The organism is Brevibacillus reuszeri (genome assembly GCF_002897295.1).
GTDB classification, from domain to species: Bacteria; Bacillota; Bacilli; order Brevibacillales; family Brevibacillaceae; genus Brevibacillus; species Brevibacillus reuszeri_A.
Window position 1 is genome coordinate 113,058 of sequence record NZ_BEXF01000004.1, and the last position, 14,821, is coordinate 127,878.

General features: G+C 49.2%; 15 protein-coding genes. 10 read left to right on the top strand and 5 right to left on the bottom strand.

Annotation, left to right across the window (positions count from 1 at the left end; genetic code table 11):
* The first annotated feature begins 56 nt into the window (after positions 1 to 56).
* The gene (locus tag C3B52_RS08175; RefSeq protein WP_103105589.1) at positions 57 to 1,787 is read left to right on the top strand and encodes a methyl-accepting chemotaxis protein; all 1,731 of its coding nucleotides are present in this window, start codon (positions 57 to 59) and stop codon (positions 1,785 to 1,787) included.
* Positions 1,788 to 2,009: 222 nt separating this feature from the next.
* Here the strand turns inward: C3B52_RS08175 and C3B52_RS08180 are convergent, their stop codons facing one another.
* Positions 2,010 to 2,897, bottom strand: coding sequence for a LysR family transcriptional regulator (locus C3B52_RS08180; protein ID WP_103105590.1), 888 nt, complete (start codon positions 2,895 to 2,897; stop codon positions 2,010 to 2,012).
* Between the two features lie 145 nt (positions 2,898 to 3,042).
* Here C3B52_RS08180 and C3B52_RS08185 point away from each other — a divergent pair, with 145 nt between their 5' ends.
* Entirely contained in the window at positions 3,043 to 4,269 is a 1,227-nt protein-coding gene (locus tag C3B52_RS08185; RefSeq protein WP_103105591.1) for an MFS transporter, read from the top strand.
* Between the two features lie 57 nt (positions 4,270 to 4,326).
* Here the strand turns inward: C3B52_RS08185 and C3B52_RS08190 are convergent, their stop codons facing one another.
* Entirely contained in the window at positions 4,327 to 4,827 is a 501-nt protein-coding gene (locus C3B52_RS08190; protein WP_103105592.1) for a DinB family protein, read from the bottom strand.
* Positions 4,828 to 4,969: 142 nt separating this feature from the next.
* Here C3B52_RS08190 and C3B52_RS08195 point away from each other — a divergent pair, with 142 nt between their 5' ends.
* The 4 genes from C3B52_RS08195 to C3B52_RS08210 are packed head-to-tail and all read left to right on the top strand — an operon-like array spanning position 4,970 to position 6,829.
* Complete coding sequence (locus tag C3B52_RS08195; RefSeq protein WP_103105593.1) at positions 4,970 to 5,437, top strand: hypothetical protein; 468 nt, start codon at positions 4,970 to 4,972, stop codon at positions 5,435 to 5,437.
* Positions 5,412 to 5,708 (top strand): zinc ribbon domain-containing protein, encoded by a 297-nt coding sequence (locus tag C3B52_RS08200; protein WP_103105594.1) that lies wholly within the window; start codon positions 5,412 to 5,414, stop codon positions 5,706 to 5,708. The genes C3B52_RS08195 and C3B52_RS08200 overlap by 26 nt, the downstream gene beginning before the upstream one ends.
* Positions 5,709 to 5,722: 14 nt before the next feature.
* Entirely contained in the window at positions 5,723 to 5,941 is a 219-nt protein-coding gene (locus tag C3B52_RS08205; protein ID WP_103105595.1) for a hypothetical protein, read from the top strand.
* A gap of 60 nt (positions 5,942 to 6,001) precedes the next feature.
* The gene (locus tag C3B52_RS08210; RefSeq protein WP_103105596.1) at positions 6,002 to 6,829 is read left to right on the top strand and encodes a prohibitin family protein; all 828 of its coding nucleotides are present in this window, start codon (positions 6,002 to 6,004) and stop codon (positions 6,827 to 6,829) included.
* A gap of 114 nt (positions 6,830 to 6,943) precedes the next feature.
* Here the strand turns inward: C3B52_RS08210 and C3B52_RS08215 are convergent, their stop codons facing one another.
* Positions 6,944 to 7,333 carry a VOC family protein gene (locus C3B52_RS08215; protein ID WP_103105597.1) on the bottom strand — a complete coding sequence of 130 codons (390 nt, stop codon included), beginning with the start codon at positions 7,331 to 7,333 and terminating at the stop codon, positions 6,944 to 6,946.
* Between the two features lie 150 nt (positions 7,334 to 7,483).
* Here C3B52_RS08215 and C3B52_RS08220 point away from each other — a divergent pair, with 150 nt between their 5' ends.
* Positions 7,484 to 8,194, top strand: coding sequence for a DUF421 domain-containing protein (locus C3B52_RS08220; RefSeq protein WP_103105598.1), 711 nt, complete (start codon positions 7,484 to 7,486; stop codon positions 8,192 to 8,194).
* 56 nt (positions 8,195 to 8,250) lie between these two features.
* On the opposite strand, the gene C3B52_RS08225 is transcribed toward C3B52_RS08220, so the two are convergent.
* Positions 8,251 to 9,066, bottom strand: coding sequence for an MBL fold metallo-hydrolase (locus C3B52_RS08225; RefSeq protein ID WP_103105599.1), 816 nt, complete (start codon positions 9,064 to 9,066; stop codon positions 8,251 to 8,253).
* A 142-nt stretch (positions 9,067 to 9,208) separates the two neighbouring features.
* On the opposite strand from C3B52_RS08225, the gene hrpB reads away from it, so the two are divergent.
* On the top strand, positions 9,209 to 11,725 hold the full coding sequence (gene hrpB / locus C3B52_RS08230; protein ID WP_103105600.1) for an ATP-dependent helicase HrpB: 2,517 nt from the start codon (positions 9,209 to 9,211) through the stop codon (positions 11,723 to 11,725).
* A 206-nt stretch (positions 11,726 to 11,931) separates the two neighbouring features.
* Here the strand turns inward: hrpB and bluB are convergent, their stop codons facing one another.
* A complete protein-coding gene (bluB, locus tag C3B52_RS08235) occupies positions 11,932 to 12,597 on the bottom strand; it encodes a 5,6-dimethylbenzimidazole synthase (protein ID WP_103105601.1) in 666 nt (221 codons plus the stop codon).
* Positions 12,598 to 12,737: 140 nt separating this feature from the next.
* Here bluB and C3B52_RS08240 point away from each other — a divergent pair, with 140 nt between their 5' ends.
* On the top strand, positions 12,738 to 13,421 hold the full coding sequence (locus C3B52_RS08240; protein ID WP_103105602.1) for a response regulator transcription factor: 684 nt from the start codon (positions 12,738 to 12,740) through the stop codon (positions 13,419 to 13,421).
* The gene (locus C3B52_RS08245) at positions 13,414 to 14,820 is read left to right on the top strand and encodes a HAMP domain-containing sensor histidine kinase (RefSeq protein ID WP_103105603.1); all 1,407 of its coding nucleotides are present in this window, start codon (positions 13,414 to 13,416) and stop codon (positions 14,818 to 14,820) included. The genes C3B52_RS08240 and C3B52_RS08245 overlap by 8 nt, the downstream gene beginning before the upstream one ends.
* Position 14,821 lies beyond the last annotated feature (1 nt).

A 14,821-nucleotide genomic window follows, 5' to 3' on the forward strand; every position in this document is an offset into this window, starting at 1 on the left:
GCTCCCCATCCGTTTTTTTCGCTCACTTGTTTAGTCATACATCAGGAGGAAAAATTGTGAAGAGGCTCTATCAATTGCGGATTTTTCCGCGAATCATGATCATGCTGGCCATCTTGCTGATCACGATGACGGGAATTTGGTTCTCCGGCTTTTACTATTTGGACAAGGCAAATGACAGTATGCATCACGTGCATGAAGACAATCTGGTGCCGATTCTGGAAATTGGCAAGGTGCGAACGAATCTGCGTACGCTGGAAACCCATTTCTATCAATTGACGCTGGAAACGGACACTGCCAAGCATAATGCCATTATCGGAGAAATGATGGCGCTAATCAGTGAAAATAACCAGCTGATTGCTTCGTTCGCCGAGAAGGTGAAGGAGCCTGCGGAAAAGCAAAAGCTGGATGAGCTGATGGTCATGCTGAAGGAATACCAGGCAAAGCGCTCCGAGCTGATTCAGCTGGTGCTTCACCAGGAGGGAAGTGCTGCAGCGAGCCAGTATCAAGCGTTATCGCCCTTGCTGCAGAAAATCAACAACGGCTTCCAGGAGCTGATGACAGTTAAGGAAACCGAGGCATTCGAGAACTACCGCCAAACAGCGGAGAACGGTGGGGATGCGAACAAGATCATGATTGCGATTCTTATAGGGGCGGGCCTCTTGTCCGTACTCTTTGGAATCGGGATTGCGCGCACCGTTTCACAGCCTGTGCAAAAGGTAACCAAGTGGATTACAGCATTCGCCGAGAAAACAGCGACTGGCGAGTCGGACTTGTCCGAGCGTATTCAGGTGAAGGCATCCGGAGAGATCGGTACGCTCATCACTTCCTTTAATCTGTTTATCGAAAAGGTACAGGAGATCGTCCATACAACACAGGAGAGTGTCGACGAGCTGCTTCAATCAGCTGAGCGCTTGCAGCAAAGTGCCACACAGTCCCATGCAGCATCGACAGGCGCCAGGACCTCGATGCATGAAGTCTCGGCCCTGTCGGCAGAGCAGCTGTGCAGCACAGAGGAGGTGGCGGCTGTTGTCGTGCAGGTGAGTACGGGCGTGCAGGTAATTGCGGACAGGACGACAGCAATCGCAGATGCGTCCTCCGTGATGACAGGAAAAGCTCAGCAAGGGGATGGCTTGCTGCGAGCCGTCGTGGAGCAAATCCGATTTATGGATGAAAGAGTAAAAGAAACAGCTGTCACGATACGAAACCTGGGAGAGAAATCACAGCAGATCGTCCAAGCCCTGAGCGTCATTTCGGGAATATCCAAGCAAACCTCGTTGCTTGCGCTCAACGCAGCGATTGAGGCAGCACGGGCAAACGAGCATGGACGCGGATTTGCCGTGGTCGCTGACGAAGTACGAAAGCTATCCGAGGAATCGCAGCATTCCGCTGCCCAGATCGAACAATTGATAGCGGAGATCAAGAGCGGCTCGCAAAATGCAGTCAGCGCGATGGAGGGTATGGTGATTGGTGTAGAATCTGGACTAGACTCAGCCAATCAAACGGGACAAGCCTTTGAACGAATCATGATCCTGATCGAAGAGGTTACGGCACAGCTGCAGGAAATATCGGCTACCTCCTTGCAGGTAAGCGCCGGCGCGCAGGAAACCTCTGCTTCCGTACAGCAGCTCACCTCCGCTGCACAAACCGTATCGACCCATAGCCAGCAGGTTGTCACGCATGCAACAGAGCAGCTCACCGCCTCCCAGCAGGTCAGCCAGATGGCACAGACGATTCGTGCCCGAGCGGAGCATTTGAAATCGATTGTAGCCGGGTTTCATACGAAGTAGCCCCCGTTCTATAGATCAACCAGCTGGGGTAAAAAAATGAAGCATATAATGTTGCACAAAGGGGAGCCACGAAGAGTGGTTCCCCTATTTTTTTGAATGACTTTCGGATAAATTACAACGCTAGTGAGAGGAAAACGGAGAAAAAGCGAAGGTCTTTGGGGCACAGCTCAGGCGGAACCTGGAGCTTTTTCTCCGTTTTCCTCTCTTTCACTACAGCAAGTACTACTGCGATTCCGAAAAATGGTTCAATACAAACTCCTTGAACCGTCCAGCAGCTGGAGAAAGATACCCTCCCTGCACGAGAGCCATCCCAATCACCCGCTGACATTTGGGCTCACGAATGCGGATTTGTACAATTTTGCTCATGTTAATCCCGTGCAAGTCAGGCAAAAGCGATACCCCAAGACCTGCTGCGACAAGCCCCGAAACCGTAGCCGCCTCCTCACCTTCAAACGTAATTTGCGGAGTGACCCCGATTTGCTGAAACAACTGATCGGTTGTACGCCGAAGAGCATAGCCCTTTTTCAAAAAGATAAAAGACTCGCTGGCGATTTCCTGAAGCAAAATGCTTTCCCGATCTGCCAATGGATGACCGAGCGGGACTACGGCAAAAAGCTCCTCGGTCCACAACGGTGTCCAGTGGATCGGCAGCTTGGTTTCAGTAGGCTCCGCAAGCAGACAGAGGTCGAGCTCACCAGCACTCAAATGCTCTAGCAGCGAATAGCTGTGATTTTGTAAAAGCGTGAAGCTGATGGAAGGGGAGAGCTGGCGAAAGGCCCCGATCAAATCAGGAATCAGATTGGTTCCCAGCGTGTGCAGAAAGCCCAAGGCAACCTCGCCGTGCTCAGGATGGACCAAATCATGCAGCTCTTGCTTCCCGTCGTTAAATTCCTTGAGAATGCGATTGACCCGTTTCAAAAAAAGCTGACCATAGCGATTGAGCATGATGTTTCTGCCTTGCCGCTCAAACAGCTGAACACCCAGCTCCTCCTCCAGTCGAGCGATGGATCGACTTAGTGCTGGCTGAGAGAGCGACATATGCTCGGCGGCACGAGTGACGTGCTGAATCCGTGCCAAGGTTTGAAAGTATTCAAGCTGCTGCCATTCCATCAAGTAACCCTCCAGTCTGTGTCAGAAAAGCTGAATATATCATTACTCGTATGCATGAAAATCATGATTACAATAAATTATACATTATGAATTGGGGGTGATAGTATAACGGTGAGACGGAAAGGATTCAGGGAGGTTCATCATCATGGGCTACATCGAGCAAGGAACTGTTGCTTTTCGGAAGTCCAATCTAGCCTTTTTTGCAGCAGGGTTTAATACGTTTGCGATTTTGTACAGCACGCAGCCGCTCATGCCAGAATTCACCAAAGAATTTCACATCTCCCCCACGATGGCAAGCTTGTCACTATCCATGACGACGATCTCACTTGCGATCAGCATGCTGCTATTCGGGACTGTGTCAGAGGTGTGGGGACGAAAACCCGTCATGATAAGCTCCATGCTCGTGGCATCCGTTTTATCAATTTTGACTGCTTTTAGCTCGACTTTTGAATCATTATTACTATTTCGCATCATTCAGGGAATTGCTTTAGGGGGCCTGCCGTCTATTGCCATGGCATATTTGGGAGAGGAAATGGAGCCCAAAAGCCTTGGTGTCGCGATGGGGCTCTACATAAGCGGAAATTCACTTGGGGCGGTCTCTGGACGCATCATATCGGGCACGCTTACTGATCTGTTCAACTGGCATGTGGCGATGGGCTCAATCAGCTTTATCAGCTTGGTAGCAAGCCTCATTTTCTGGCTTTGCTTGCCAAAATCACAAAACTTTCATGCTCGTACACCTGAATTCAAAAAGCTGATGGCATCGATGGGCAGTCATCTGAAGGACCCTGGCCTCCTATGCCTGTTCGGAATCGGCTTTCTTATTTTGGGGAGCAATGTCGCAATGTACAACTACATGGGCTATGTGCTGACGAGGGAGCCTTATTCGCTTTCCCAGACACTGGTCGGCTGGATTTTCATCGTGTTTTTGGTAGGGATGTTCAGCTCCGTGTGGATGGCAAAAATGGCGGATAAATACGGCCGGCAAAAAGTACTGATGATTTCTCTTTTGTTGACGCTCATCGGGGCTTGTCTGACACTTCATGAATGGCTGTGGATAAAAATACTCGGACTGCCGATCCTCACATTTGGCTTTTTCGGTAGCCATTCCATCGCGAGCGGCTGGGTAGGGCGTCGCGCTCTGCACGACAAAGCTCAGGCATCCTCGCTCTATCTGTTCTTTTACTATGCAGGCTCAAGTATTGGAGGAACGATGGGGGGCGTATTCTGGTCCTCCTTTGGCTGGAGCGGAGTCGTAGGGATGATTGTCATCTTTATGCTGATCGGATTTGTCCTCGTTCAGCGGTTAGCCAAAGTCGTTCCTGTAAGCAGTACAGCTTCGTTAGATAACGACGTACCTGTAAAAAGCTGACGTTCATCCAGATTCTATAATGAAAACCGCGGAGCTCATATCCCGCGGTTTTTTACGTTATAAGCTCAGTTTCTGTTCTAATTCCTGCTTCTGGTTCAGATGATGGCGAAAATGCATATCGACAAGATCGTACCACTCCCGCGCATTCAGCCATCCAAAGCCACCATGTAATGCTTTATGGTTTGGATTTACGAGGTCTACTTTTCCTTTCCATTCCCGCATTCTCTTCTGAACGAGATCGAGACCTGCAAATAGGTCTTCTTTTTCTTCCGAATTGCTAGGGGTATTTTCGGGCAAGTCCGGAAGCTTGATTTTAATGGGCAAAAATCCGCCCCTCGCGTATAAATTTTCACCAGCGGTCGTTTTTCCTAGCGGTTGCTCCGATACGGCTTCTGCACAAGCTTCCACATTGTCTAGGTACTCCAGCGCCACGAGAATCAAGTGGCTGTACATTTGACCAAGAGACCAGGTTCCTCGCTCAGGGATATGTCTTAGCTGTTCTAATGAGTATGCTTGCAAGTTGCTTTTGTACGCATCAATCAACTTCAGATCGCTCATTTGAAAAGCCCCTTTTCCCGTTTAGGTCGCCTATTTTCACTGCTTTTTTCAAGCTATGAGGGGAAGTTTTCTTTCCCCACTGCCAAATAAAGGGTATCATTATGGGGGAGTTTGGTAAATAGGATGAGAGGTGGATAGGTTTATGATTCGCAAAATTGTGGTCGCGCTGCTTTCAGCGATCATCTTTTGTATGGGACTAGCCTGGTTGAATTACACCCCGCTGGATGAGCAACAAGCAAATACATATTATTGGTCATATGCTTCCTTGGTCATGGTGTATCTGATGTACGCAGCCCCTGTATATTTGCTAGGAGGAGTGCCACTGTCAATCTTGATCGAATTTATCACTGCAAAAATTGGCTGGGTTAACTCTGTTGTCAATTATGTATTCCGCTTGATTGCATATAGCTTGGCCGGATTGGTTGCGATGATGCTGTTTATGTTCGTCATGTCAGGAGGAAAATCGGGCTCATCACTGTTTGCAAATGGAGACTTCCGCTTTGAGGTCGTGGCGTCTCTGCTTTATCTGCATCTGTGGCTGTTCAGCTTTCTTATCGTAAAACCAAAAAAGGGAGGATATAGCCATGGCGGATATATGTGGAATTTGTAGTGAGCCGCTCGACTATCGCTTCCAATGCAGCTGTACAAGAAAGACAACGCGAGTAGGAGATGAGGCAAATGCCAGAAAAGGCTGCCTCAAATGCGGCTGCACCTCGGCCACGATAACGGAAATGTCGGCGACGGGCGGAATTTTGTCGCGGATGTTAAATTTACAGTACCAACGGTTTGATGTGGTTAGTTGTGTCGCGTGTGGATACAGTGAGATGTATAAAAGAGACCCGTCTGCCACACGTGATATTGTTGATTTGTTTTTTGGATAAGGGAGGCGCCCATAATGTCTATCGGAGGATTCCAAAGCGGATTTCATGCACGTAAAGTACCTCGTGCCCAAGTAAAATGGGAGCAGTTTCTCATTTGCAGCCATGGGTGCGAGGAAGTCATCCAGCTTATTTCGCATGTATCAGGCGAGGTCGAGTTTGAGCTGTGCAGGCTCGAAGCAGAGCGGATGGGAAGGGTGTTAGTAGAGGCAGCAGCGAATACAGAAAGTTTTTGAAACTAATTGTTTTCTGAAACGTATGCATAAATGATGATATATATAAAGGGGAGGCGGAACATGAGCGACAACAATGTAGTAAAGATGAGTCCCTTTCAAGCAGGGGGCAAGCTGATTGCGACAATCCTGGTTCTTGCGGTATTGGTACTACTCGGAAGTCAATCCTTTACGATTATATCGGCCGGACACAGTGGAATCGTGTTGCAGCTGGGAGCCGTACAGCCAAAAGTAATGCAAGAAGGCATGCACTTCAAAATTCCGTTTATTCAAACCGTAATACCAATCGAGGTCCGTGTACAAAAGTCAGAGATGAGTCAGACATCGGCGTCGCGTGACCTGCAAACCGTATCGACTACGATCGCAGTCAACCACCATCTGGATGCTGAAAATGTAAATAAACTGTATCAGCAGGTCGGATTGGAATACAATAGCCGGATTGTTGACCCCGCCATAGCGGAAGCGTTGAAAGCGGTTACTGCTCAATATACAGCAGAAGAACTCATTTCCAAGCGTTCTGAAGTAAGCGCCAAGGTAAAAGAAGTGTTGCGCGAAAAGCTGTCCACTTATAACATTATTTTGGATGAGATCAATATTCGCGAGTTTACATTTAGCGATGAATTCAACCGTGCCATCGAATCCAAGCAGGTAGCCGAGCAGCAGGCGCTCAAATCCAAGCTGGACCTGGAGCGGATCAAAATAGAAAAGGAACAGGAAATTACGAGAGCACAAGCACAAGCAGAAGCATTGCGTTTGCAAAAGCAGGAAGTAACGCCGGAGCTGATCCAGCTCAGACAAATCGAAGCACAGCTGGAAGCTATCCGCAAATGGGATGGAAAATTGCCTAACGTGACAGGTGGAGCGACTCCGTTTATCAGCGTGGATAAATAAAATAGTAAGCGGTCACATCTACTTTTATGAAAAACGTCGAGACGTTTTTTACCACAGAACAAGACCATCCTAGGAATTGAGTGCCTGGATGGTCTTTGTCTTGTTAAAAGGCATTTAGCGTGTGCTCTCGAACAACTCCAGCCATTCTCCATCAGGACCCTTGAAGAATATGTAACGTGAGCCGTTCGGCAAAGTCGTAATTTCAGCGTCAATGAAAACTACATCAACCCCCTTGAGACGCTCGATTTCTTCCTCCAGATTGTCTACGGCAAAAGCGAGATGATGGACCTTGCCTTCTTCGGGAAGTGAATCGTTGTAGCCCTGGACTAATTCGAGCTCGGTTTCCTTGCTGCCAGCGAACCCGAGAAAAGCAAGGGTAATGGCAGAATTGGTATGCACTAGCTTGCCCAAGCACTCCATTCCGATCACCTTGGTATAAAAGTCGATAGAAGTATCCAGGTCTTTTACCATCAAACCGACGTGCTCTACTTTTTTGATCGCCATTGATTTCACTCCTGCCACGTATGAGATTACTATTTATTGTAGAAGATTTTTCCGCAAAAGTCTGTATACAGCTGCGACCATTGATTTGGAGAGTGAAATACTGGATATAACTATAGCGAGACTAACATATCGACTATACGGCGGTGCATGATGGACACGATTATCGAAACGATCGGAAGAGCAATTCTCGCTTTTACCATTATGATGATCATTACAAGGCTGCTGGGCAAGCAGACAATCGCCCAAATGACGTATCATGATTTTGTTGCAGCGATTACGTTGGGAGCGCTTACGGCCAACCTCGCTTTTAACCTCCAAATTAAAATGGGACAGTTAATTGCGGCATTACTTACGTTTAGTGCGATTGCCTATTTGCTAATGATTTTGTCCCTCAAAAACCGCTATTTACGTAAATGGTTCTCCGGACAGCCAACAATTATTATTCAAAACGGAAAAATATTGGAAGATAACATGCGAAAGCTAAAGTTTTCCCTAGATACGCTGAATCAGGAGTTACGGGAAAGAAACATTTACAACATTGAAGAAGTCCAGTTCGCGGTGCTGGAGCTGAACGGTGAATTGTCTATTTTACGCAAGGCGGAATACCTTCCTGTCACACGTAAGGATCTCAAGCTAAAATATAATAAACGACAATGGTTTCCCATCGAGTTAATCATGGACGGCAAGATCATTCACCATAATTTAAAACAGAATCAGCTCCAACTCGATTGGCTGATGGGCCTTTTGAACAAAAAAGGATTGCGTCTTGATCAGGTGAACTATGCGGTGAAAAACTCCAATGGGAAAGTGATTTTCGATTTGTACGATGACCAGATGTCCAATCCGATTGATAAAGAATAGAGACCGACAAATCAGTCGGTCTCTTCGTTTTGTAAGCAGCTTCGACTGACATGCCCCTAGCAGCTTTTCTCTTCTTTTCGCTTGTCTGCAAGCACAGAGCGAACGATGTGAAGTGAATCAAACTCCCCTTCGGATATTTCGACGATCGGTAGATTTGCTGTAAACAGGCGTGCTTGGATTTCGTTTTCCGCAAGCCCTAGGGAGTGGAGACGACAAATCTCCCCCGACAAATTTTCCAGATAGTCTAGCTTTTGTTGCAATACAGTGCGTCCATCTGCGATGTATCCAGCATGTGCGCAATACATGGCTCCGAAGTCATGGGAAAGAACAAGCCGGATGGATTCGATCTGAAGCGGGATGGATTCCTCCTGCAAAATCACTTTTGTCTTGATTCCTAAAAATAAATCGCCCGAGAACAAGCGTCCGGTTCCCTCGTGTATGAGGGCAATGTGGTCGTGAGCATGGCCCGGTGTATAAAGCACCTTCCAGTCAAGGGTACGGGAATGATGAGTAGCTCGTATCGGCAAAGCTGTAAATGGCTCGCGAATACCCCACGTGAGCTGGCGGTATTTGGGATAGCGTGCTTTTGCAGTGCAGTTGTCTAGGCCGTTTTCGTGAATGTAAATAGGTACCTGTGTGTGCTGTTCAATCCAACCTGCGGTTCCTACATGGTCTTCGTGGCTGTGAGTGAGTACGACAGAATCAAAGGACGCTTCCTGATGAAAAGGAATCAGGTCGTCCGCGATAATCTGGGGACCCGTGTCGATCATCATTCCATCGGTAATAAATACATAAATCGAAGAATCACGGCCTGCTTTTTGCACGATTCCTTCTGCGCAGGTGACAGCTTCATGCTGGTGAATGCGGAGCACATTGGACACCTCCTTCTAGTTCCGGGCAACAAATTGATTATACTATTGAATGATTATTCAGTCATTTTTTGAAGTGCTTTTTGAATGAGGTCAATTGTGTGTATGATGAACAAATGAGGTTACGCAAGCGAGAGGTGAAAAAATGAAACAGCTGCCAATCGATCAGGTTCTACCGCAAGTAAAGGCAGTATTACAGAAACAAACAAGTGCCGTCCTCGTCGCCGCACCTGGCGCAGGAAAAACGACCAGAGTGCCACTGGCGCTCATCGACGAGCCGTGGCTAGCAGGAAGGCGAATATTGATGCTGACACCGCGTCGTTTGGCAGCACGTGCCTCCGCCGGCTACATGGCGGCTTTGCTGGGTGAAAAGGTAGGAGAGACGGTAGGCTATCGCGTCAAAATGGATGCAAAGGTCGGGCCGCAAACTCGCATTGAGGTCATTACAGAAGGAGTGCTTACCCGTATGCTCCAGGCTGACCCGGCACTAGAGGATGTGGGGCTCATCATTTTCGATGAATTTCATGAGCGGAATCTTCACGCAGATTTGGGACTTGCCCTCAGCTTGCAGGCACGCAGCCTGTTTTGTGAAGACGTACGGATTCTGGTCATGTCAGCGACGCTGGATGCAGAGCCGGTAGCGGCGCTCCTCGGCGATGCTCCCGTCATTAAGAGTGAAGGACGTCATTATCCGGTAGAGACACGATTTTTGTCTCGGCCACTGGACGGTCGCATGGAGCCGGAAATAGCGCGGGTGATACAACAGGCCCTGGTGGCTGAAGCTGGAGATATGCTCGTATTTTTACCAGGTGCTAGAGAGATTCGCAGGGTAGAAGCCTTGCTCCGGGAGGCGGGTATAAGTCCCAGTGTACAAATTGCCCCATTGTATGGAGCACTTCCGCAGGAAGCACAAGATAGAGCGATCAGTCGAGGAAAGCCTGGAGAGAGAAAAATTGTATTGTCGACCTCGATTGCTGAAACAAGCTTAACGGTAGAGGGCGTGCGCATTGTAATTGATAGCGGCTTTATGCGCGTGCCCAGGTTCTCCCCGCGGACAGGCATGACACGACTGGAGACGATCCAAGTATCCAAAGCATCGGCTGATCAGCGACGAGGCCGTGCGGGACGACTTGCGCCCGGCATCTGCTACCGGATGTGGACAGAGTCGGAGGACAGAATGCTCGCGGCGCATCAGCCACCAGAAATCAAAGAAGCTGATTTAGCGCCGCTAGCACTGGAGCTTTCTGCGTGGGGAGTCACGGATGCAGACGAGTTGTCGTGGCTGGATTCGCCTCCAAAGGCAGCGATGGCACAGGCCAGCGACCTGCTGATTCAGCTCGGTGCGATGGACGAGAGCAACCGGATTACTCAGCATGGCAGACAGCTGGCAGAAATGGGACTTCATCCAAGACTGGGACACATGATCTGCAAAGCGGAGGAGCTGGGGCTTCGCTCGCTTGCCTGTGAGCTTGCTGTGCTCATAAACGAGCGAGATATCATCCGAGGAAGGGGGGCGAGCCAGGATGCAGACTTGCAGGTGCGCGTCGAGCTGCTCAGAATGATCAGTCGCCACAAGAAATTAGAGCGAGCGCATCTTGGCGAGCTACAGGTTGATGAAGGTGCGGTCCGGCGGATTTGGGAAGAAGCGGCTCAACTAAAGCGGCAGTGGAGTGAGCTTGAAAATGCTGAGGCAACAGACATAGCAGCAACAGGAAGGCTGCTTGCTTACGCCTATCCTGATCGCATCGCCCAGCGCAGAGGGGATGGGCGATACTTGCTCCGCAATGGACGAGGTGCCGCATTTATGATCAATCAGCCACTCGCCTATGAAAAGTACGTCGTAGCAGCCATGCTCGACGACCAAGGCGTGGATAGTCGTATCACACTGGCAGCACGACTCGATGAAAGCGATCTGGAGAGGGACTTTGCAGATGAGATACAGGAGGAAGTGAAGGTATGGTGGGAGCGGTCATCCCAATCTGTTCGTACGAGGGCCCGCAGGCGTTTGGGGGCGTTGACGATTCAAGAAGCGCCAGAAGCAGCTCATGATCCAGAGGCAGTGCTCACCGCATTGCTCGGTGGAATTGCCGAAGAGGGACTGAACATACTGCCTTGGAATCGTCATGCGCGGTCATTCCAGGAACGACTGCTTTTCATGCACATGCTTGATGCAAATTGGCCAGATGTATCAGAACAGGCATTGATTGGCTCGCTTGCAGACTGGCTGGGGCCGCATCTGTATGGTTGTAAAAAGCTGGCGGAGCTGCAGCACTTGTCTTTGTCGTCGATTCTCGAAGAAATGCTTAGCTGGGAGCAGCGACGGGAGCTGGACGTGAGCGCACCTACACATATCGTCGTACCGAGCGGCTCGCGTGTACCTGTCGATTACAGCAATCCCGAAGCGCCCGTTCTTTCCGTCCGATTGCAGGAGCTGTTCGGCTGGCAGGATACGCCAAGGGTAGGACGAGGGCGGGTGCCACTGACCCTTCATTTATTGTCACCGGCCCATCGCCCCGTGCAGGTGACACAAGATTTGCAGAGCTTTTGGAAAAACACATACTTTGAGGTAAAGAAAGACTTGAAGGGACGATATCCGAAGCATTATTGGCCGGAAGATCCCCTGCAGGCTATGCCTACGAACAGGACTCGCCCCCGCACATAGACCCAAATCAAGTCTGCTTTGGCTTGTACCATCTACCCTCAGCCTGGGTGAACGTTCCCATTTTGCTAGTTCAATGTTCGTGAGTAAGCTATTTTTTGAAACCTATACGGAAACTATCACGTCTGGAGGGTACTGTTTTATTCACGTACTACCCCTCCATTGCATCTAGGTTGCTCAAACAAGTGGGCAACCCTTTTTTTGTGCAGCTACTTTTTGCCGGGAGGCTTGACACCCCAACGATCCCGGTAAATCAACTCCTGCAAAGCTTCTCGTTCCCTCCATTTATGCAGCTCCAGTAGCGGTCGATCCGGGTAGTGGTCCGTATAGCCAATAGACAACAGTGCGACTGGATCAATATGTGGCGGAATATCCAAAATACGGCGAACATCCGCTTTTTTATAAAAGCTGACCCAGCCCATCGCCAAGTCCTCTGCGTAAGCAGCGAGCCACATGTTTTGAATCGCACAGCTGACAGACATGATATCGGTCTCCGGGATGGAGTTGCGTCCCAGAACATGGTCACCGCCGCGAGTTGGATCACAGGTGACGCAGATCGTGACGGGAGCTTCCTTGATCCCCTGAATTTTCAAATCGAGAAAGGTCGATTCTCTTCCTGTTCCTTCATAATGAATAGCCAGTGCACGGCGCTCTTTATCCGCACAATCCGCCAGCTCCTGCTTCAGCGCATCGTCTTGGACGAGAATAAAATTCCATGGCTGCATAAACCCGACAGAAGGTGCGTGATGGGCGGCAGCGAGAATCATTGCTAATTTTTCGGGTGGGACCGGCTCTTTGCGAAACGTGCGTATATCTCTGCGATTGCTTATGGCCTTGTACAGCCCGTTTTTTTCTTCCTCGGTCAAGCGATTCATCTTTGAAACCTCCTGATCTTCTACGTAGACTCTTTTTCATTTTAATAGGAAAGATAGAGTCATTCCAGACTTCCGCTTGACATATTCCTGATTTACTCTTAGGTAAGAGTCTGTCCTAGCGAAAGAGGAGGGAACCGGGAATGAAAAACATCCTGATTGTGGAAGACGAGTTACCCATCTCCCGTGTATTGAAAGCGTATTTGGAGAAGCATCAGTTTCAAGTGGAACAAGCATTTACCGGAGATGAGGCAGAGCGTAAATTTGACTCGGTCAACCCGGCTCTCGTCCTGTTAGACGTAATGCTGCCTGGGCGGAGTGGATGGAGCATTTTAGAATACATACGAGCGAAAAGCTCTTGCCCCGTTATCATGCTGACCGCACTTGGTCAGATTGAAAATAAGCTGGCTGGTCTCGGCCAGGGAGCAGATGATTACATAACCAAGCCTTTTATAGCTGACGAGGTGGTGGCACGTGTTCAGGCCGTGCTGCGCCGATCTACACAAATTATCGAGGGTGATCGGATAAAGCAGTTTGGCAGCCTCAAGATCGATTTCAAAGCGTATTCGGTCACCCTGCACGGAGTCGAGCTCACGTTTACTCCAAAAGACCTCTCACTGTTTCTGTTTCTTGCTCAGTATAAGAATCAGACCTTTACCCGTGAGCAGCTTATTGAGCAAGTATGGGGCCTGGATTATGAGGGGAGTGATCGAGCCGTGGACCTGTCAATCAAACGCATCAGAAGATCGTTGGAAAACTGGCCCGTTACCGAAGGCGAAATAAAAACCTTTAGAGGTTTGGGATACAAGTTGTGTGTGTATGAGTAAACAAGGACGCACCTCGCTTTTTCGGTATTGGACAACGCGCTACGTCATTACGCTTTGTATCGGTTTGCTCGTCATCGGAGTTCTTTCCAGTTTGTGGATTACCTACAGTGAAACCCAGAAGCGGCTGGATATTATGCGCTTGATGGCAGCAGAGATTTCCGATCGAGTCGTTGACGCAGATGGAAAGCTGAAGACAGACCCGTTCTTGTTTCGTATTCTGGACAGGCGCCAGGAATCACTGCGGCTGAATATCAAGCCTTTCTTTCTCATTCTCAATGAGGAGAAACGCCCCCTCTTCAATGCTCCCGGTCCGTTTTCAGGAGAGCTGACGAGAATGGCCGAGCAAGTGGTAGAGGCAAATGACAATACGACACAGGTCAAGCTCGAGCGTGGGGATGAACTGCTCTATGTGAAAAGAAGCATACAGGTCAACCAGAAGCATGTCGGTTGGGTGGTCCTGTTTACGCATAAAAAGGACATAACGAGAAGCAGTACAGAATTCGAGCTGCTGTTTATTATGCTGGGTGGCCTCGGACTGCTCGGATGGCTGGTGATTTATTTGCTGACCAAAAAGCTGGCACAGCCGATCAAGGATGTAGCGGACGCAGCCAAGCAAATTGTCATGGGCAATTATGAGATTCATCTCGATAAAAACAGTCGGGAAGATGAAATTTATGAGCTGGTCCACTCTTTTAAGGAAATGGCTGATCGATTGAAGCAGCTGGAGTTGATGCGCACGGAGCTGCTTGCAGGCGTGACGCATGAGCTGAAGACACCGGTCACCTCGATTAGTGGCCTCGTCCAGGCAGTTAAGGACGACATTGTTACTGGCGATGAAGCGAAAGAGTTTTTGGATATTTGTACAAAAGAGACGACCCGCCTGCAAAAAATGGTAGAGGATTTGCTCGATTTCAATACGTTCGCCGTAGGAGATATTCGCATCCAGCGGGAGAGTCAAAATCTGAATGATTTGGTTCAGGAAATTACGCATCAATGGCGGATCGGACAGGAAGAGGAGCGGCTGGAGCTTTGCGTCAATAAGCCGCCAAATGAGATTACGATCACTACGGACCCGCTGCGCATTCAGCAAATCGTCTACAACCTGTTAAATAATGCGGCCCAGGCGATACCAGGAGAAGGTAGGATCGAGGTTACTTTGTCCGAGACCCAGCAGGAAATCATGATTGAAGTTAAGGATAATGGCAAGGGAATTCCTGTGGAGGAGCAGTCCCTTATTTTCGACCGGTTTTACCGTGGTGAGGAGAAAAAACAACTCGTGCGGGGGCTCGGGCTGGGCTTGTCCTTTAGTCGGATGATTGCACAGGCGATGGGCGGTAATCTCGTGCTCACAACGAGCTCGCCGCAGGGCAGTGCATTTACTTTGATCTTGCGGAAATAAT

Excerpts from the sequence above, each read along its gene's own strand:
- C3B52_RS08180 (WP_103105590.1), bottom strand. The coding sequence starts at position 2,897 with ATGGAATGGCAGCAGCTTGAATACTTTCAAACCTTGGCACGGATTCAG.
- C3B52_RS08185 (WP_103105591.1), top strand. The coding sequence starts at position 3,043 with ATGGGCTACATCGAGCAAGGAACTGTTGCTTTTCGGAAGTCCAATCTA.
- C3B52_RS08190 (WP_103105592.1), bottom strand. The coding sequence starts at position 4,827 with ATGAGCGATCTGAAGTTGATTGATGCGTACAAAAGCAACTTGCAAGCA.
- C3B52_RS08195 (WP_103105593.1), top strand. The coding sequence starts at position 4,970 with ATGATTCGCAAAATTGTGGTCGCGCTGCTTTCAGCGATCATCTTTTGT.
- C3B52_RS08200 (WP_103105594.1), top strand. The coding sequence starts at position 5,412 with ATGGCGGATATATGTGGAATTTGTAGTGAGCCGCTCGACTATCGCTTC.
- C3B52_RS08205 (WP_103105595.1), top strand. The coding sequence starts at position 5,723 with ATGTCTATCGGAGGATTCCAAAGCGGATTTCATGCACGTAAAGTACCT.
- C3B52_RS08210 (WP_103105596.1), top strand. The coding sequence starts at position 6,002 with ATGAGCGACAACAATGTAGTAAAGATGAGTCCCTTTCAAGCAGGGGGC.
- C3B52_RS08215 (WP_103105597.1), bottom strand. The coding sequence starts at position 7,333 with ATGGCGATCAAAAAAGTAGAGCACGTCGGTTTGATGGTAAAAGACCTG.
- C3B52_RS08220 (WP_103105598.1), top strand. The coding sequence starts at position 7,484 with ATGGACACGATTATCGAAACGATCGGAAGAGCAATTCTCGCTTTTACC.
- hrpB (WP_103105600.1), top strand. The coding sequence starts at position 9,209 with ATGAAACAGCTGCCAATCGATCAGGTTCTACCGCAAGTAAAGGCAGTA.
- bluB (WP_103105601.1), bottom strand. The coding sequence starts at position 12,597 with ATGAATCGCTTGACCGAGGAAGAAAAAAACGGGCTGTACAAGGCCATA.
- C3B52_RS08240 (WP_103105602.1), top strand. The coding sequence starts at position 12,738 with ATGAAAAACATCCTGATTGTGGAAGACGAGTTACCCATCTCCCGTGTA.
- C3B52_RS08245 (WP_103105603.1), top strand. The coding sequence starts at position 13,414 with ATGAGTAAACAAGGACGCACCTCGCTTTTTCGGTATTGGACAACGCGC.